Source organism: Psychrobacter sp. ANT_H56B (assembly GCF_008369245.1).
In the GTDB taxonomy this organism is placed as follows: Bacteria; Pseudomonadota; Gammaproteobacteria; order Pseudomonadales; family Moraxellaceae; genus Psychrobacter; species Psychrobacter cryohalolentis.
The window spans coordinates 20,017-40,291 of the sequence record NZ_VOBF01000004.1 but is presented as its reverse complement, the minus strand read 5'-3'; the positions used below and the strand labels follow the sequence as shown (position 1 = coordinate 40,291).

Below are 20,275 nucleotides of genomic sequence, written 5' to 3'. Positions count from 1 at the left end.
TTTGACTTTGAAGAACGTAATCGATTACTGCTTCTCGTTATCTAAATCCTGAGCTTCAGTGACCGCAAGTGCCGTCATATTAACCACACGGCGCGCTGTGGCTGATGGCGTTAGGATATGTACAGGTTTGCTTGCACCTAACAAAATAGGACCGATAGACGCGCTACCGGTTGCTGTCTTGAGCAGGTTAAAGGCAATGTTCGACGCATCTAACGTTGGCAAGATAAGTAGATTTGCTGAACCTTTAAGATTGCTCGAAGGCAAGTCATTGGCACGGATATGTTCGTCAAGTGCAGCATCACCTTGCATTTCACCGTCAAACTCAAAATCGACATTCATCTCGGTCAGCAGTTGATGTACTTTACGCATTTTGACAGCACTGGCACGATCAGAAGTTCCGAAGTTTGAATGCGACACTAAAGCCACACGTGGGGTAATGCTAAAGCGGCACAATTGCTCAGCTGCCAATACAGTCATCTCAGCCAATTGCTCAGCCGTTGGATCTTCATGGATATAGGTATCAGCAATAAAAATATTACGATCTTGCATGAGCACCGCATTCATCGCGTAAAAATCATTAATGCCTTCTTTTTTATTGATTACTCTGCCGACATATTTTAAATGCAGCTGATAGTGACCGAATGTACCACAAATCATACCATCGGCATCGCCATTTTCAACCAAAAGCGCACCAATTAAAGAGGTCTTGCGGCGTACATCACGGCGAGCAAGCTCGATACTGACACCAGTACGTTTGTTTTTTTCGTAGTAGCCTTTCCAGTAATCGTTATAGCGCGGATCATCATCAACATTGACGATAGTAATGTTCACGCCATCTTTCAAGCGTAATGCTAGCTTGGCGATGTTATTTTCGATCACTGAAGGACGACCGACCAAGATTGGATAAGCCAACTGCTCATCGACGACCACTTGTACCGCTAATAGTACGTTGCTGTCTTCGCCTTCACAGTAAACGATGCGTTTTGGATCTGCTTTTGCACGAGCAAAAATAGGTTTCATTACAAACGCTGAGTTATAGACAAACTCAGACAGACGCTGACGATAGGCTTTCATATCAGCGATAGGAAGCGTTGCAACACCTGAATCCATAGCTGCTTTTGCGACTGCAGAGGCAATTTCAATGATTAGGTTTGGCTCAAGTGGTCCTGGGATCAGGTAATCACGACCAAAGCTTGGCGTACTTTCAACGTTTTTGATGTTGCTCATTGGCGTCGCTTCAACATGTGCCATAGCAGCAATGGCACGTACGCATGCAATTTTCATTTCTTCGTTAACAGTCGTTGCGCCTACATCTAACGCACCGCGGAAGATATAAGGGAAACACAATGCGTTGTTTACTTGGTTCGGATAATCAGAGCGACCGGTTGCCATAATAACGTCTGGACGGACAGCATGGGCGATTTCTGGCATGATCTCAGGCGTTGGGTTAGCAAGCGCAAAGATGATAGGGTCTTTTGCCATACGGCGAACCATGTCTTCTGTCAATGTACCCGGCATAGATAAGCCTAGGAACATGTCGACGTCATCCATCAGCTCTGCAATAGTCGTAGCAGTGGTTTCACGAGCGTAGCGCTGTTTGGTTTCATCAAGATTTTCGCGGGTAGTAGAGATGATGCCGCGTGAGTCTGATACGTAGATATTGTTTTTATTAACACCAAGGGCGCAAATAATGTCCAAGCAAGAAATCGCTGCCGCACCGGCACCAGAACAAATGACTTTAATATCTTCAATTTTTTTGTTCGTGATGATTAATGCATTAAGCATCGCCGCCGCAACAATGATTGACGTGCCATGTTGGTCATCATGGAATACTGGAATGTTCATACGCTTACGCAATTCGCGCTCGATTTTGAAACACTCTGGTGCTTTGATGTCTTCTAAATTAATCCCACCAAACGTAGGCTCTAAAGAAGCAACTGCCTCAATGAATTTGTCCGGATCGTTTTGTGCAATTTCAATATCAAAAACGTCGATACCAGCGAACTTTTTGAATAGAACCCCTTTGCCCTCCATAACAGGCTTGGATGCCAATGGACCGATATTCCCCAAACCTAGCACCGCTGTACCATTGGTAATAACACCCACTAAGTTGCTACGTGCGGTATATTTTGCCGCAAGAGATGGGTCTCTTTGAATCTCAAGACAAGGTACTGCTACACCTGGTGAATAGGCGAGCGCCAGATCACGTTGGTTGGCCAATTGCTTGATAGGAGTAACTGATATTTTACCAGGGCGAGGGAACTCATGGTAATGTAAGGCAGCTTGTTCAAACTGCTCTTTTTCCGTACTAGGGGTGTCCGTATTCAAAGTGATATCGTCATTCATAATAATTGCCATGGTTAGGATAAATTGGAATAAATTAAATGGTGATAAAAACTAATGCCTAATTCTCAATAACCATTGAATATGATCATGAGTGTACATTGATTGTTAAGGGGTACTATGCGGCGCTTAAACATCAACAAAAAACAACAATAGTGCAAAATAGAGAGTCTACATTATCGCCAATAGCTTGCCTAGCTAAGGACTGTGAACTACGCACACAATATAATAAATTGATATTCATTATTTAGCTAGTTGATAATGCCAAAAAAATGACCCAAATATCAACCCCAAATGCAAAATATTTCAAAATATTACAGAATAAATATATATTAAGATGAACAGCTGATTGGCACTTGCGGTGCACAAGGCGCAGGCGGTAAGGTATCAAGATCAATGGCGCTATCATGTAACGTATAAGGGCTAGCAAGCAGCTCAAATACTCGATTTAGTTCTTCAAACTGTCCTTGCTCTGCGGCAACGATAACACGCTGAGCCATGCTGTTACGCAATACATAAATAGGATTGCTGGCTTGCATATCCTCAATTGCTTGAGTAATCGATACCTGCTTTACTTGTGCCAGATAACGGATCGACCATGCTTGCCAGACTTGCTGTGCTTCAGGATTCAGCTCGGCCGTCAAGGTTGCAAGCAACTGCTGCTCATAATGATGCTCGTCCGGTGCGATTAATCCTAATAACGCTCGGAAACTATTGGTATAGTCGAGTAGATTATCCTCTAGCAGTGTCAACCATTCAAACGCTAAGCTTAGACTTTCACGCTGATGCGGCAATCCAAGCTTGCGACATAGCCCTTGCTGATAATGCTGCATAAAGGTCGCCTCATAAGGTGCTAGACAATCTGCTAACGTCTCGCGCGTCACACCGTCTAGACGCATAAAGTGCGGTAACCAAATATTTAGATTCCAATGTCCAATAGCAGGTTGATTTTGATAGGCGTAGCGTCCGCTATGATCAGAGTGATTGTTGATCCAAGCAGGGTTAAAACGCTCCATAAAGCCAAACGGACCAAAATCTAGAGTACTGCCGGTAATAGACAAGTTATCAGTATTCATAACACCATGCGCAAATCCAATCAGTTGCCAGTCGGCTATCATCCGTGCGGTACGCTCAACCACCGCCTGCAAAAATGCTAAGACTGGCGTGTCACTATCACGGCACTCTGGGTAGTAGGTATCAATCATGTAGTGGGTAAATTCGCCAAGCAAATCAGGCGCAAAGCTTGCAATCCACTCAACATGACCTAAGCGAATATGACTGTCAGCGACTCGCATTAAGGCAGCTCCTGCTTCTATTCGCTCGCGGCGCACTTTGGTATCTGATACCACAAATCCCAACGCATTAGAGGAGGCGATACCAAGCTGAGTCAACGCATGACCACATAAATACTCACGAATGGTACTGCGTAATACTGCACGCCCATCGCCCATGCGTGAGTAGGGCGTCAAGCCTGCACCCTTTAGATGTAAATCTTGTAGTTGATTGTTTTTATCGAGTACTTGCGCCATTAATAAGCCGCGACCATCGCCCAATTGCCCCGCCCATTGCCCAAACTGGTGACCGGCATACGCCATTGATAAAGGCTGAAATTCAGCTGGCACATACTGCCCACCAAGTATTTCAACCCAACGAGTCATCAAATCTGTATCTTCCGTCCAGCCCAGCTGCTCAGCAACTTGAATATTAAAATGACCGACACGAGGATTGTCTAATGGGTTTGGCAGTTGCTCATGATAAAGACGGGTGTCCAATTGAGCATAGGTGTTTTGATAGCGCATAAGAGCCGTTCCAATTTAAAGATAAAAGCTAGGAGAGGAAATTTAAAATATGAATAGAGTAAACTCACTATAACATAGCCTTGATATAGCAGCATTGCACTCTGTCCGTCTCTTGTAAATCATGATTAATTATCACATCATTGTTTATCACATTACTATTTATCCATAGACATGATATTTAATACCGCACGAAAAAATCCCCCTATCTTTTACAGATAGAGGGAAGGAGAAACGTCGCAATAAAAATATTAAATAATGCTTAAGCCGCTTTTGCGCTTTCACCGATAGAGCGAAATGCTGTTTTTAGGTTGCTGTTATGCGCCAATATTTTTTGTTCAATCTTGGCATAATCTTGCTTTAACTCATCTTCAACTTCATGCAAGCGATCAGCAAACTCGGTCTTTTTCAGCTCAATGGTTTTTGCTTTTAATGCTTGCCATTCTTCAACCGTTTGCGTAAAGGCATCGTATTCAAATTTAATACGATCTTGGAAGCTTTTCATCGCATGAGGAATATCAATACCACTTGATGTGACCGTATCAATCTGCTGCTGCGCTGCTTTAAATTGCATTTGTACTTCAGCATGCTTGATAGTGGTGTCATCAACAGTACGTAGCTCAGTAGTCAAGCCTAGCTTCGATAAACCAGCGATGAGCCATTTGGTTGGATCATACTGCCACCATTTTACGCCATTACGATAATCGTACTGGAAGAAGTGATGATAGTTATGATAACCCTCACCCCACGTAAATAGCGCCAAGAAGAAGTTATCACGTGCAGTGTTGGTATCGGTATAAGGACGCGACCCAAACATATGACATAGCGAATTGATAAAGAAGGTAAAGTGATGCGTCAATACCAGACGTAGCAAACCGACGATGACCAAAGTACCCCAAACATCACCCAATAACCAACCGATCGCGGCGACTGCACCGATGTTCAATGCAGCGACCCATAAACCGTAATATTTATGCTGAATTTGCAGCGTTCTATCTTTGGTCAGGTCAGGGATATTTTTATAGTCAAATTTTCCACTAGGATAATTGCGTAGCATCCAGCCCATATGACTAAAGAAAAAGCCACGTTTCGCTGAGTACGGGTCTTCTAAGCGATCATCGACATGACGATGATGCGTACGGTGACCAGAAACCCAATCAAACGCTGAACCCTGTACCGCAAAGGTAGAACCTAGCAATAAAAAGTTTTTGACGATTGGATGCGCTTTATAAGCACGATGCGATAGTAAACGGTGATAACCAGCTGTGATACTGATACCCGTCCAAACCATAAACGCCCCAAATACGCCCCAAACCGGTGCACTGACTTGATGGGTGAACAGATACCATGGCGTAATAATTGCTGCAGCAATAGGCGTGGCTACCAGAATAGTCGCTGGAATCCAGTTAATCGGTGCTTTGGTAAACTCAAATTCACGCATATCGATACTGTCTACATCGGTAGGCAGTTCAGTCTGCTCAGAGGCGCTTGCATAGTTGCGTTTGGCAACAGGCATCTCATCGAGTGAGTTTTTTGCTTTATTCTCATCAAAACGTGTTTTAAAACGTGTGACTTGAATGCTGGCATTTTTGACAAATGTGTCACCAGATTTGATAGCGAAACGTAAGCCTTTAAGCGGTAAGCCAAGTGCTTTTTTTGCAATCATATAATATCCCTAACGGTATTAATTTAAGCGTCTATATTACCTTAAATACTTAGTAAAGTGAACACTTATACACTATAAAAATATTGCTAAATAACAATAACTTGTATGGATTATAGTAGGTGTTATGGCAAATAAGCCGTGACTTATCAGCTATAAGGTAAAAATGTAAGTAAAACAATAAATATGTACACCACAAAAGCGAGTTTAGAAATACGAATAATGCGTTAAGGCAGTAATAAATAGCTTGGATAATCGGTAATAATCACATCAACTTGCCAATTTATAAGCTGCTTAATAGTCTCAATATCATTGACCGTCCATGCACTTACAGGTAAGTCATAGCGATGACAATACTGTATGACTTCATGATTCAAAAGTGGATAGTGGATACCTAATTGCTTACATCCAAGTTGTAAGGCAGTATTGGGAGCCTGTTTCAATAGTTCAGGCTCTCGAATAAGCAGCCCACGTGGTATATGCCTCATGAAAGTACTGCGTTGTAAGCGGGCATGCAGCTCAACATCAAAGCTGGTTAGTACAATCGGTAGGCTAGCAAGTGGGCTATCAATGAGGTCACGCATCAAGGCTTTTACGAGTTTGGCATAATCGGTGCGACTATGGGTTTTAACCTCAAGCTCAATATAAGTATAGGTATTTAGAGCAGAAGCAATGTCAAGCAACGTGATAATTGGCTGACCAAACTGATGATGACGCTGTATTTCGCTCACATTTAGCTGATCTAGACGTGATTGCTGCCCGCACATGCGCTCAAGCGTTTCATCATGAAAGACGATGAGCTGTCCATCTCGGCTAAGTTGTACATCGAACTCTACACCTGCTAAGCCAGAGCTTTGCAAATTTTGCGCATATTCAAAACCTGATAAGGTATTTTCTAATGCTTCACCGCGCGCGCCGCGATGACCAAGTAGCAAGGTGTTCTTAAGCTCTATCATAACCAGTAACCATCACATATTTTGAGCATTATAATGGAAATATTATATCGTCTGTTATTAACTGCATCCAACGCTATCACGTATCAAAGCGTATTGAATAGAGCATTTATAAAAATCTTATGCTGATAAAACTTTCTGTCATTATCCTCATATTTGTTTAAGTAAATATATATTTGTAGCTTTTTTGCAACTAAAGCTAGATTTCGGACACAATGTTGAACGTTATTTGTACATCAGTAGGCTACATGGATGACCATCTCCTGCAAACACCGTATAATAATGTGGTTTTCAAATCTATCGCAATGCCGGTTTCTGCTAGATTTGAGTTTTATAGTGTAAATGTCAAATACTGTCCGTGAGCGACGGTACGAATCAGTAAATTGGAGCAAAAGAGATATGAGCGTAGCAAATAAAAGTGTGAGCAAATGGTATAAAGTTGCTGGTATCGGCATGGTATGTGGTTTAGCGCTTGCTGGTTGTGATCGCTCAGAAAAAGACGATGCCGAAATGGTAGAAGTGACTGAGCAAGAAACACAGGTTAGTGAAAACGCTGCTGCCACGGCAGTGAGCTGTGATGATCCTATGGTACAAGACCGCCTCAAATCCGCTTTGAAAAATACGCTCAATCAACAAGCCCAAACTTTAGCAGTCAGTTATGCCAACGATGCAGAGATTGGCTTAGGCAGCGGTGTGGTTTCTACTAAAGCAAACGGTATTATCATCGATATACAAAATGCCGCCGTGTTGCAAGCAACCAATGAAAATGGTCTGACAACCTGTCAGGCAAGCGTCAGCATGACTCTGCCAAGTGAAGACTTATATCAAGCCAGCCAAGTGCAAGCCGCTAATAATCAGCCAAGTTTGCAATCGCGCTTAGCCAATGACAATATTCGTATCAATAACAATATGCTCATTGATGATGCTTTTACCTATGTTGTTGGTACGCAAGGCGGTCAAGTACGTACACGTATCGCAGGGCAGCCAGCATTATTGACTGTGGTATCAGAAGTGGTCGCCAGCTCAACGCTCCAGTCAGCAATGAAAGAGCAGCGCGCCCAACGTGCCACTCAGCAACCTGAACGCCGCCGTGAATCAGCTCAGAATACACAGAGCAATAATACTACTAGTCAGCCAAGAGCGGTAACGCCAGCTGCGCCTGTGCGCCCAGCACAGCCTGCTAAGCCACCAGTTGTTAATCAAAACAGCAGTCAAAGTACAAAGACGCCAAGTAGTACTCCGTCAGCGCCAACACCTAGCACTACTGCGCCTAGTACAGTAACTCCTACACCTGCTGCTCCAGAAGCGCCAAAAGCAACGCCTAAAGATGAAAGCATTGATATGGTCATTATTGAAGATAAAGAAGCAACTTATTAATCTTATTACTATTAAATATCGATAAGCATCGTTTCAATATTTCAATTCAGTATTTCAATAAAAAAACGCCTGCAATAAATATGTTGCAGGCGTTTTTTTATGGTTCATTAAATGGCTCAACTATCAGCGAATTTTTGTAATACTTGGCTGTCCCACAAGACTTCAGAGACCTGTTCAGGGTCTGTGCAAAAACGTGCCGCGACAAACAACCAATCAGACAAACGGTTGATAAAGCTGACCGCTGTCGGTCGAATGGCTTGTGGCTGCGCTTGTTTTAGTAATACTGCTTGGCGCTCAGCGCGGCGACAAACAGTACGTGCCACATGCAACTGGCTGACCAATAATGAGCCTGTTGGTAAGATAAAGTCTTTTAGCGGTGGTAACGTCGTATTCATCGCATCGATCTGCTGCTCAAGCCAATCAATATGAATCGTATTTACGCCTTCATATTCTGGCATAGCAAGCTCACCACCGATATTAAATAATAAATGTTGAATAATCACTAAAGCTTGGGCAAAGTCGACTTCTTGCTTTGTTTGCAAGCGTTCAGGTAGCTGTTGGCTGTGGCTTGAATTATTGGTTTGCGCACTTAACGCTTGAGTAAGCTGTGCACGTACCAAGCCAATGTGCGAGTTGAGCTCATCAATATCACCCATCACACTAAATAGGATGTCCGCTTTACTGACGCGACTACCATCTGCCATGCCGGTACTGCCATCATCGCCAGTACGCGTATAAATTTTGCTTAAACGATTGCCCATATTTTTATCCTTAACTATCAATGTTTTTATCATTACAGAGTCTTACTTGCGCGCTCATTGTAGTATTTTACGAGTATTTTCGCTAAGATAATGGGTTAAGTTTTATATTGATGTTCTCTTTATCCTTGATTTATGCATGATTTGCTTATGTAAGCGCTTTTTTATTGGCTAAGCGTACATGATTGCTAGGCTTGTTTTCTCTTATACTTTTAATTTAAAGGCTTTATGACTATGACCACACCTCTTGCAGACGCGATGTCTCAGCTCGTCATCTATGACTCACTTACTGGACGCAAGCAAGCATTCAAGCCGCTTGCCACGGGCAAAGTTGGCATGTATGTGTGTGGCATGACGGTTTATGATTATTGTCATATCGGTCACGCTCGAGTGATGGTTGGCTTTGATATGGCAGTACGTTGGCTAGCACAATTGGGCTATGACGTAAATTACGTGCGTAATATTACTGATATTGATGACAAAATCATTACTCGTGCTGCCGAAAATGGTGAAGAGATTGGCACATTGACCCAACGTTTTATTACTGCCATGCATGAAGATGCGACAGTACTTGGCTGCTTGTCCCCTGATGCAGAACCGCGTGCGACCGATCATATCGATGAGATGCAGCAGATGATTGAGACGCTGGTTAGTAATGACTATGCCTACGCGGGCGATAATGGTGATGTCTACTACGCGGTCGATAGTTTTGCAGATTATGGCAAATTGTCAAAACGTAACCTTGATGATATGCAGGCAGGATCACGGGTTGAAGTCGAAAACGACAAGCGCAATCCGTTTGATTTTGTGTTATGGAAAGCGGCGAAACCGGATGAGCCGCAATGGGCATCAGCGTGGGGTCAAGGGCGTCCGGGCTGGCATATTGAATGCTCAGCGATGTCGACCAAATGCCTTGGTAATACCTTTGATATCCATGGCGGCGGTCATGATTTGCAGTTCCCGCATCATGAAAATGAGATTGCCCAATCTGAAGCAGCGACTGGCTGTGAATACGCGCGTAACTGGATGCACGTTGGTTTTATCAATGTTGATGGCGAAAAAATGTCTAAGTCATTGGGTAACTTTTTTACCATTCGTGATGTCATGGCAAAATACTTACCAGAAACGGTGCGTTTCTTCTTATTGTCGAGTCATTATCGCAGTCAAGTAAACTTCTCTGATAGTGCCTTGGACGAAGCGCATAATAGCCTAAGCAGATTTTATCAAACATTAAAAGTTGCTGAACAGCAAAAAGGTGAAGTACTTCTTATCGATGAAGCCTTGATTAATAATGCCTATGCCAGTGCAGTGGGACAAGATTTTATTAAAGCCATGAATGACGACTTTAATAGCTCAACGGCAATCAGTGTGCTGTTTGGATTGGCGCGTGATATCAATAAAGCGAGTAAAGCAGAAGATGTAGAGACTGCATGGCAATTAGCGCAGCACTTAAAAGCTTTGGCGCAAACGCTTAATATTTTACAGCAGCCTGTGCAGCAGTTCTTGCAAGCCGTCATTGGTGAAGTAGCTGAAGATAGTTTAACCGACGAAGCCATTGATGGGCTAATCATCGAGCGCGCTGATGCCAAAACCAATAAAGACTTTGCGCGTGCTGATGAGATTCGTGTGCAGTTGAAAGAGGCTGGTATTGAGCTTGAAGACAGTCGTGCGGGCACCACTTGGCGCCGTGCTTAATGTAAGCATTAGTTTTTTGCGCTTGTTCATTCACAAACAATAATAAATTAAGCCAGCTATCTGCTGGCTTTTTTGTGTCTTCTGCATTAGCTTAATATCATACTTATTAGCAAGAGTTTTTGTATGCAAACTCCTTTCGGATTTCTCAGGACTCACTCTCTACAGTCTCATGCCCAGTTTCTACCGCGACTGCTCTTTATAATTGGCAGCTTATTTATCCTATTAAATATGGCGTGTATTTCTGCTTATGCAGCAAGCAGTATTGAGGAAATAGACAGTCGAAATATTGAAGAGACAGTTACTACAAAACCAGAAAATTTGGTGGAGTATGCTGCGCAAAGAATCGATAAGTTAAAAGAAGAAGGAGTGACTGTTTCTGCTGTTGCAGCAGAGGTAATTAGCCCGCTAGAAAAAAGGACAGTGCAGCAAGCAGGTGTGCTACAAGGACACTCTGGTCTCACTGGTGATTATAACGAAAACTACTATGCGTTAGATAAGCTCAATGCAGGTTTGCCGCCCTTGTCTGAGCCGCCAAACTTGTCGACACCCCTTGCCACATTAGAGTTTTTCCAATCGGCAGTCATGAAGCAGCAATATGATTTGGCAGCTTATGCACTAAATATGAACTTGATTGATAGAGAATCACAGTCGAATCAAGCAATGGATTTGGTCAAACAGCTTGATTTTTTATTGGTTGAAAAGCAGCTATATGTGTTTGATAAGTTGCCTGATCGTCCTGATGGCTTGATTGAACCGCCGCTTGGCAGTACGAGCAGCATTCAAGGCATTCCTAGACGCTCTATTCAGCTTGGTTATATCGATTATCGTGAGCGCCGTGTACCCATACATCTAGAGCGTGTGCGCATTGATGATAGTGCGCCTTTTTGGGTATTTTCTGCCCAAACGGTTGGTAATATCGATAACCTCTATGAGCAATATCATCCGGCAAAGTTTGAGCGTTATTTACCGGCGTGGACAAAATTACAGTTATTTAGCATCGCCATCTGGGAGTTTTTAGCATTACTTGTTTTCTTCTCTTTTACCATGGGAGTGGGCTGGTTACTCAGCAAAGGTGCTGGCAAGCTTCTCAATTGGTATGTCAAAGATAAAGCCGGCAATCGGCTGAGTACGGTTCACCACAATAGCGTGGAAGATTTGGTCAATAAGCTGACAGTACCGCTAACCTTTACCATCAGCTTCTCATCGGTATTTACCTTGGTATCGGGCGGCTTTCCTTATCTGGATGCAGTCGCTTCCTCGACACGTCCGATTATTTGGATTGGATTGGTCTTTAGCGCCATGTGGCTCGGTATACGTGTTATCAACTTTTTTGCCAACCGCTATCAAGATATGCAGATTGAAAATCTAGGAGAGGAGCAGTTTGACAAAGTGCGCCGTCGTCGAACTTACGTATCGATATTTCGCCGCGTCTTCGTATTTGTCATGGTGTTGGGCAGTATTTGGATAGGTCTGAGTGAGTTTGCCAACATGGAAGGCTTTGGCAAAACCTTACTGACTTCGGCTGGCATTGCTGGCGTGGTCATTGGTATCGCCGCTCAACCAATACTCGGTAACATCATTGCTGGAGTACAGGTAGCAGTGACCCAGCCCGTACGAATTGGCGACAGTGTGATAATGGATGGCAACTTTAGTACCGTTGAGGACCTGCGTTATACTTATGCGGTACTAAAAACATGGGATGAACGTCGATTAATCGTGCCGATGCGCGAATTGATCACCGAAATGGTAGAGAACTGGTCGCATACAGAAGTGCATCAGACCTGTCCTGTGTTCTTATATATCGATTACGGCGCAGATATTGACGCCATTCGGCAGCAGTTTATTTCGGTAGTGAAAGACAATAAGCTTTGGGATAATAAAACTGAGCCTGAAATATTTGTCGTTGAGGTAACTGAAAAGACCATTCAACTGCGCGGCGCTGTTTCAGCGGTAGGCCCTGTAGAAGCATGGACACTGGCCTGTGAGATACGTGAGCAGATGCTTGATTATTTGTACCGTGAACAAAAGCATTATCTACCAGCTGAGCACCTTGTATTGAGACAAAAATAGTCAATGTCTATTGGTTTGGCGCTTAAAAAAAATTGAATGTACAGCGTCACTATCGATAGACAGCTTTGGGTAAAACCTACTGACAAATATAGCATGCGATTTGCTTGCTTATTTGTTATAATATGGCGTTATTTTTAAGGGATAATTCAGTTGTTAAGCATTGTATAGTTAGATTTTGGGGCAGGTACAGGGTGCTGTATTAGCCAGTCTGCTGAGCCAATGATTTAATGAGCAATGATAAATTGATGATGTGCCGAGCGAATGTTTGTATTTAGTATTTGTTCCCCACGGTTTTATTATTTTCTGCTAGGTTTATAACCTTATGATTTTGATAGAATTTTCTTTGATTTTCTTGATGCTGTATTGCCCACCCATCAAAATAACCACTAATAGGGGTCTGTATGTTGCGAATTGTCGATGAAGCCTTAACCTTTGATGACGTTTTATTATTGCCAGCTTATTCAGAAATACTGCCAAAAGCTGCTAATATAACGACCCGCCTAACAAAAAGTATCACGCTAAATTTACCGCTAATTTCTGCTGCTATGGATACAGTCACTGAGTCTGAGATGGCCATTACCATGGCACAACTTGGTGGTTTAGGTATTTTGCATAAGAGCATGGATATCGATAAGCAGGCAATGCAAGTGCGCCGCGTCAAAAAATTCGAAGCTGGTACTGTGGTTGATCCTATTACTGTGCATCCAGAGATGACCATCGGTGAGTTATTAAGACTGACCCAAGACAATAACATCTCAGGCGTGCCAGTGGTTGAAAAGGGCACTGATAAAGTAGTTGGTATCGTTACTCATCGTGACTGGCGCTTTGAGACCAATCTATCATTGCCTGTCAGCCATATCATGACGCCAAAAGAGCAGCTCGTCACCGTTAAAGAAGGTGAGAGCAACGAAAACATCAAAAGACTGCTACACGAGCACCGTATCGAAAAAGTTATTGTTATCAATGATGATTTCCGTTTGCGTGGTCTGATTACGGTCAATGACTTTGCTAAAGCTGAAAACAATCCAAATGCTTGTAAAGATGAGCAAGGTCGCCTGCGTGTGGGCGCAGCAGTTGGTACGGGCGCTGATACTCAAGCACGCGTTGAAGCATTGATTGCGGCTGACGTCGATATCATCGTTGTTGATACCGCGCATGGTCACTCAAAAGGCGTTATTGATAAAGTATCTTGGATTAAAAAACATTTCCCGCATGTACAAGTGATTGGCGGCAATATCGCGACAGGTGATGCTGCAAAAGCCTTACGTGATGCTGGTGCAGATGCGGTCAAAGTTGGTATTGGTCCAGGATCTATCTGTACCACACGTATCATCGCTGGTATCGGTGTGCCGCAAATCTCGGCGATTGATAGTGTTGCAAGCGCTTTGCAAGACAGTATTCCATTGATTGCTGATGGTGGTATTCGCTATTCAGGTGATATGGCAAAAGCCATTGCTGCTGGTGCGTCATGCATCATGGTTGGCTCACTTATGGCAGGTACAGAAGAAGCGCCAGGTGAAGTTGAGTTGTTCCAAGGTCGCTATTATAAAGCTTACCGCGGTATGGGTAGCTTAGGTGCGATGTCAGGTCAAAACGGCTCATCAGATCGCTACTTCCAAGATGCCAAAGACGGTGTGGAAAAATTGGTGCCAGAAGGTATCGAAGGTCGTGTACCTTATAAAGGTCCAGTCGCTGGTATCGTCAACCAATTGGTAGGTGGCTTGCGCTCATCTATGGGTTATACCGGCTGTGCCACGATTGAAGATATGCGCAGCAAACCACAGTTCATCAAAGTTACCTCAGCGGGTATGAAAGAATCACACGTCCATGATGTGCAGATTACCAAAGAAGCACCTAACTATCGAGTCGACTAATTATATCTTTGCCGCTATAGGATACGATGACTCGCAGCCGTACAGTGTCAAGCGACGTTAAGATACAAACAGCCAACAATGCCTTGTTATTGTTGGCTGTTTTTTTTGTAAAATACAATCATAGATTATTCTAATAATTGATAACTGTTTGTCTTATCAAAACCATTGATGACAGTGAATGATTGAAGCTACTGAGCCTGCTTCCATGTCGGGGCTTTTACTTTTAGACTTAAGGAACAATAATAATGAGCTACTTTGGCACTGATGGTATTCGCGGTAAATTTGGTGAGCTGCCAATTACGCCAGATTTTATCTTAAAGCTCGGCTATGTCACAGGATTGGTGCTGATAGAAAACAATCAAAATTCGCCGCGTAAGCCAAGTGTTGTGATTGGTAAGGACACGCGGTTGTCAGGCTATGTGATTGAAGGCGCACTACAAGCAGGCTTTAACGCCGCTGGCGTCGATGTATATATGTTAGGGCCATTGCCCACACCTGCTATCGCACATTTAACTCGTAGCTTTAATGCGGATGCAGGCGTGGTCATTTCTGCTTCACACAATCCATACTATGATAATGGCATCAAATTCTTCTCAGCCGACGGCAAAAAATTAACTGATGCAATGCAAAATGCTATCAATGATAAGTTGGACGCTATTATGGCGACTGACGGTAATAACGATGCCGTAATGCCTATTCTTGATCCGGCACAATTGGGTAAAAATAACCGTATCGATGATGCGAAAGGTCGCTATATTGAATTCTGTAAAGGCAGCTTTCCCTATCAATATGACTTAGATCATCTGACTGTGGTCGTCGACTGTGCAAATGGTGCAGGCTATAGCGTGGCGCCTCGTGTCATGCGTGAGCTGGGCGCCAATGTCATCGCCATTAATAATAAGCCTGACGGCATAAATATCAATGCTGATTGTGGCTCAACCCATCCTGAAGGTCTGCAAGAAGCAGTGCTAAAATACGAAGCCGATGTGGGCATTGCCTTAGATGGTGATGGCGACCGTATTGTGATGGTTGATGAAGCCGGCAATTTGGTTGACGGCGATGGCATATTGTATGTACTTGCTACTCAAGGTCAGACAAAGGTGGCAGGTGTCGTTGGCACCCTAATGAGCAATATGGGTTTAGAGTTGGCGTTAAAAGCGGCTGATATTGAGTTTACACGGGCAAAAGTAGGCGATCGTTATGTGATGCAAGAGCTTGAGGCCAACGGTTGGATATTGGGCGGTGAGCCGTCAGGTCATATCTTATGCTTGGATAAAAGCCGGACTGGCGACGCTATTATTGCAAGTTTGCAGATACTTGCAGTCATGCAAGCAAGAGGCAAAGCGCTAAGTGATTTAACTGAAGGCTTTGAAGTATTACCACAAAAACTGGTCAATGTACGCTTATCTCAAATGCAAGATCCGTTTGAGCATGAAGAGCTGGTTGCCGCTTTTGATAAAGCACGTGCTACTCTAGAAGGTCGCGGTCGCTTGCTTATTCGCCAATCGGGTACAGAGCCGATGATTCGAGTCATGGTTGAGTCAGATGATGAGATAGAGTGTGATGTAATGGCGAATGATTTGGCAGATAAAATTAAAGCCATATTAGGTTGATAGTCTTTGATATAAACATACTAGAATAGCAAAATAAGGAACAATCATGAGTATGGATTTTAGCGATCAGCGTTTGTCATATGAAAAAGGTCAACTAGACCAACAGTCAGTATCAGCATCACCATTTGAGCTATTAAATGCTTGGATGCAGCAGGCTATAGAAGAAAACGTACAAGAGCCGTATGCGATGAGCTTGGCAACATGCGGGGCGGACAATAAACCCAGTGTGCGTATTGTTCTATTGCGTGAAATTACAGATAAAGGTATCGTTTTTTATACCAATTACGAAAGTGCTAAAGGTCAAGATATCGCTGAAAATCCTAATACAGAAGCGCTATTTTTTTGGCACAAGCTTGAGCGTCAGATTCGTATCAGCGGCAGTATTGCTAAAATTGATGCTGATAAATCTGCTGCTTACTTTCAAAAACGCCCGCACGATAGCCAAGTAGGCGCATGGGTTAGCCAACCACAAAGCGGTGAAGTTGCCAATCGCGATTTGATGGAGCAGACTTTTGAGCAATTGAAAACAGACTATCCAGAAGGCGCAGCCGTACCAACGCCTGAGTTTTGGGGTGGTTACGAGATTACTGTCAATGAGATGGAGTTTTGGCAAGGTCGCGCCAATCGAATGCATGACCGTATTGTCTATCATAAAGAGGCGGATGGTAGCTTTAGTACCAAACGCTTATTGCCTTAAACGTAATCAATAGCGCATGATATGGGCTTAGAAGAAGTTCATGTCTATAAAAAAGCCACTTTACCTGTCATATTCATATGGCAAAAAAAGTGGCTTTTTTTATTTCTTTAATAGTGGAGCTATTTGGTATCAATATCTACCGACACAGACATACCAGGACGTAGGCGGGCAAGGTCTGGCTGGTTAGAGTCTAAGTCGATGCGTACCGGAATACGCTGAGCGATTTTAATATAGTTACCTGTCGCAGGATTGGCAGCGCCAGCACTGAATTCACTGCCTGTTGCGGGTGATATATTGCTGACCCGTCCGCTAAACCGTGTGCCACCTAAGGCATCCACATGAATAGTGGCCGCTTCACCAATGATCATATTTGCCACTTGCGTCTCTTTAAAGTTGGCAATAATCCATATGCCTTTTGGTACGATATACATAAGCTGCGTACCAGCAGTGACATATTGTCCTGTTTTAACGCTCAACTGACTCAGTTGTCCCGATTCAGGAGCACGGATTATGGTGTTGTCCAAGTTAATCTGCGCTTGTTTTGCGGCAGCTTCAGCATTTTTGATATTGGCATCTAATGAAGAGCGGCTAGCCGTCGTTTTTTTGCTGCCCTCGACTGCCACTTGTAAATTGGCTTCCGCTTGTTGGACACCAGCTTGTGCTTTTGCTAATTGAGCTTCAGCATGAGCAACATCTGCACTTGATACTGCACCAATGGCAATCAAGCCCTGATAACGGTTGACGTCCTCTCGGGCACTGTCGACACTCACTTTGGCGCTATAAACATCTGCCTCACGTGCCTGAATCTGTGCTTGGCTGGTGCCAGTATCTTGCGCATTACTAGAGCGATTGGTTAACGCAATATCGATATTCGCCTGCGCTTGTTCGAGCTGCTGCTGAAAAGTACGGTCATCTATTTTTACCAATAAGTCACCAGCTGCAACATTCGCAAAATCCTCTACTGCTACTTCTGTCACATAACCTGACACTTGCGGACTGATAATGGTGGTTTGTCCTTTAACAAAAGCATTATTGGTTTGCTGCATGGTTGGGGTAAAAGGTGGCAGTTTCCACGCATAGAGAATGAGTGCCACACCAATAACAATCAGCGCAATCAGTAAGGCTAAATTAAAAAATGACTTCTTTTTGGGCGACCAACCTGCTGGCGCAGGAATAGATTCAGTGGGTGGCATCGGTGTATCATCTTTGCCATCGCCTGCCTCAGTGCTGTCTATTTTATTTGTATCAACGGCGTCTATAGGCTCATTGGTATTCGTAGGTAAGTCATCAGAAGGGTCGGTTTGAATCCGAGTTGCAGACATAGTCGGTTCAGGTTGAATGGCTGCTATATTGGTATTTGTGTCATTATTGGACGCCATGTGTGACTGTGATGGTGTATCCACAACCGCTTGATTTGATAATGATTCACTAGCTTGAGCATTTTCAACAGTTTTAGCTGTTTTGTTAGGGGTGCTTGCGTCATCAACGCGGTTCGGTTTGTTTTCGTTCATGACACGCTCCTAAAGGGTCTAATAAGCATAATAGATAACGTTACAATAATAATAAGAGAGAATAGGCGCTATAGAATACACAATAGCATTTGTACTATCTGCTATTTTTTGCCCATCATTTCTGCTAACGCGGCAAGCTCTTTACCAAGAGGATTGCGCTTATGATACAAATAATAGAAATACACCATTAATAAATAGATCGCGGTAATCGTAGCGCTCACTGCCATTAAAAAGAATAAATCATCATAAGCGGCGACGGTCGCTTGGCGCTGAATCCCTTGTAATATTTGAGGCATGGTTGCCGGATCGCTGGTACTCATGGAGCTGACCATATCCGCATAGTGCATTTGGGTGCGAATAGTGGTAAAGGCTTGAATACCGGCGGCACCTGCTAAACCGCCAACCGTTTGTGAAATACCAAAAATCACCGAAAAGCTAATAATATAGGCAGGTCCATTGGCAATGGCACGAAACATCCCTTCAAATACCATCGGTCCCATAAAGTATACGGCAGCAAACGCAATGATAAACTGGCTAAAATAAAACATGACAGGTGTAGAATTCAGTGACACACCCGTATCTATCCATGCACCAATCGCAATCAATGCCACGGCAAAAATCACCGGTCGACGCAGGTCCATCGCATTGGTCGTAAAAATACTAAGCACCAATGCCAGCGCACTAGCGGCTAAAATAATGGCATAGAACATAATCAGCTGATCATTGCCATAACCGAGGTTAGCCAATAACCCTGCCGCGCCAACGCTTTGCTCCGACAGCAAGATACGCATCACAGCGCCCGTTATCATAAAGGCGATAATCGTCCGGCTGCGCATCCAACGTACTTGTAGCATCGGGTTTTTACGATGGGTTTCAATCCACAACGCAATAGAAATGGTGACGACGGAAATAATCAGTGGATAACTGAGCCAAGGAGTCGTCCACCATAAAATACGCCCTTGTACCAAAAACACTGCCAATGCTGCAAGACCAGTCGCAAAAAAAACAAAGCTGACAATATCCAGCTTTTCAAAGACTTTTTCCATATTACCGCGTGGCAGTTCAAGAAGGTTAATTAAGCCAAAGCATATCAAAGCTAAGCCTACTTGGAATAAGAACAAGCCTTCAAGTTGACCATCGGCGGCAAGATAAGGCGAGATGATGCGAGACAAAGGCACCCCAAACTGTACCAAGCCAAAGCCCAAAATCAGTCCACTAATACGCCGAGCTGCTGGCATGCCTTGCAAACAATAAAAGATAGACAATACCGTCATGGCACTCGCGACCACGCCGCTAAAGCCACGGGCAATCAGCTCTAAATAATAAGGATCAATGCTAATTCCGGTGGTTGAGCTCAATAGATGACTACTGACTAACCACTGCATACTGGTCGCTGAGAGCAAAAAGAATAGGGTGATTTTGCTAAATAACGACATACCAAACTGTTGGCGAATTTTATAGAGCAGTACCGTGATACAGGCATTGGTCATATTGTAAGCGACTGATATCCAGCCACCCTCAACAGGGGTTAAGCCCATCTCACCTTGAATTTGAGAGAGGTTGGCGACCAACAGACCGTTTTGAAAACTGGCAGTAATACCGATAAAAATACCGATCAGTAAGTAATATACTTTTCGATAAGTAGGATGATCGGGTGTGGCAGGAGAGCCCAGCATAAACGGCTGTTCATGAGGCTTAAACTGATAGTCGGTACTCATGGGCTATCTATCATCGGTAACGACGGATAATGTAAATTCATGATAACGCTCCCAAGTATCAGGCGGTGTCTGATCAGCGCTAAGAAGCGTGGTCGGCGCTCACCATACGGTTTTATTCTTAGCGCTCATTCATTCAAAGCGCTGTAAAAAATAGGTCACAGAACAATAAAAGCATAGAGAGATATAAACTCTAATACTTAATAATGC

13 protein-coding genes are annotated in these 20,275 nt (G+C 43.6%); 6 read left to right on the top strand and 7 right to left on the bottom strand.

Annotated elements, in window-relative coordinates:
• Positions 1–24: 24 nt before the first annotated feature.
• From FQ082_RS06860 to FQ082_RS06845, 4 genes are all read right to left on the bottom strand, one after another.
• The gene (locus FQ082_RS06860) at positions 25–2,346 is read right to left on the bottom strand and encodes an NADP-dependent malic enzyme (RefSeq protein WP_149492541.1); all 2,322 of its coding nucleotides are present in this window, start codon (positions 2,344–2,346) and stop codon (positions 25–27) included.
• Between the two features lie 329 nt (positions 2,347–2,675).
• Positions 2,676–4,142, bottom strand: coding sequence for a protein adenylyltransferase SelO (locus tag FQ082_RS06855; protein ID WP_149492540.1), 1,467 nt, complete (start codon positions 4,140–4,142; stop codon positions 2,676–2,678).
• Between the two features lie 259 nt (positions 4,143–4,401).
• On the bottom strand, positions 4,402–5,580 hold the full coding sequence (locus tag FQ082_RS06850) for an acyl-CoA desaturase (RefSeq protein ID WP_181210356.1): 1,179 nt from the start codon (positions 5,578–5,580) through the stop codon (positions 4,402–4,404).
• Between the two features lie 449 nt (positions 5,581–6,029).
• Positions 6,030–6,758, bottom strand: a complete 729-nt coding sequence (locus tag FQ082_RS06845) for a glycerophosphodiester phosphodiesterase (RefSeq protein ID WP_149492538.1) — start codon at positions 6,756–6,758, stop codon at positions 6,030–6,032.
• Between the two features lie 396 nt (positions 6,759–7,154).
• On the opposite strand from FQ082_RS06845, the gene FQ082_RS06840 reads away from it, so the two are divergent.
• Positions 7,155–8,132 carry a hypothetical protein gene (locus tag FQ082_RS06840; RefSeq protein ID WP_149492537.1) on the top strand — a complete coding sequence of 326 codons (978 nt, stop codon included), beginning with the start codon at positions 7,155–7,157 and terminating at the stop codon, positions 8,130–8,132.
• A gap of 116 nt (positions 8,133–8,248) precedes the next feature.
• On the opposite strand, the gene FQ082_RS06835 is transcribed toward FQ082_RS06840, so the two are convergent.
• Complete coding sequence (locus tag FQ082_RS06835; RefSeq protein WP_149492536.1) at positions 8,249–8,893, bottom strand: cob(I)yrinic acid a,c-diamide adenosyltransferase; 645 nt, start codon at positions 8,891–8,893, stop codon at positions 8,249–8,251.
• Positions 8,894–9,118: 225 nt separating this feature from the next.
• Here FQ082_RS06835 and cysS point away from each other — a divergent pair, with 225 nt between their 5' ends.
• From cysS to pdxH, 5 genes are all read left to right on the top strand, one after another.
• Positions 9,119–10,585: a cysteine--tRNA ligase gene (gene cysS, locus FQ082_RS06830; protein WP_149492535.1), complete on the top strand. Its 1,467-nt coding sequence runs from the start codon at positions 9,119–9,121 to the stop codon at positions 10,583–10,585.
• Between the two features lie 228 nt (positions 10,586–10,813).
• Positions 10,814–12,655 carry a mechanosensitive ion channel family protein gene (locus tag FQ082_RS06825; protein ID WP_262498171.1) on the top strand — a complete coding sequence of 614 codons (1,842 nt, stop codon included), beginning with the start codon at positions 10,814–10,816 and terminating at the stop codon, positions 12,653–12,655.
• 401 nt (positions 12,656–13,056) lie between these two features.
• On the top strand, positions 13,057–14,529 hold the full coding sequence (gene guaB / locus FQ082_RS06820; protein ID WP_149492533.1) for an IMP dehydrogenase: 1,473 nt from the start codon (positions 13,057–13,059) through the stop codon (positions 14,527–14,529).
• 245 nt (positions 14,530–14,774) lie between these two features.
• Complete coding sequence (glmM, locus tag FQ082_RS06815; protein ID WP_149408613.1) at positions 14,775–16,142, top strand: phosphoglucosamine mutase; 1,368 nt, start codon at positions 14,775–14,777, stop codon at positions 16,140–16,142.
• A gap of 46 nt (positions 16,143–16,188) precedes the next feature.
• Complete coding sequence (pdxH, locus tag FQ082_RS06810; protein WP_149408612.1) at positions 16,189–16,839, top strand: pyridoxamine 5'-phosphate oxidase; 651 nt, start codon at positions 16,189–16,191, stop codon at positions 16,837–16,839.
• Positions 16,840–16,958: 119 nt separating this feature from the next.
• On the opposite strand, the gene FQ082_RS06805 is transcribed toward pdxH, so the two are convergent.
• Positions 16,959–18,350, bottom strand: a complete 1,392-nt coding sequence (locus tag FQ082_RS06805) for an HlyD family secretion protein (RefSeq protein ID WP_149408611.1) — start codon at positions 18,348–18,350, stop codon at positions 16,959–16,961.
• 101 nt (positions 18,351–18,451) lie between these two features.
• Positions 18,452–20,068, bottom strand: a complete 1,617-nt coding sequence (locus FQ082_RS06800) for an MFS transporter (protein ID WP_149408610.1) — start codon at positions 20,066–20,068, stop codon at positions 18,452–18,454.
• Positions 20,069–20,275 lie beyond the last annotated feature (207 nt).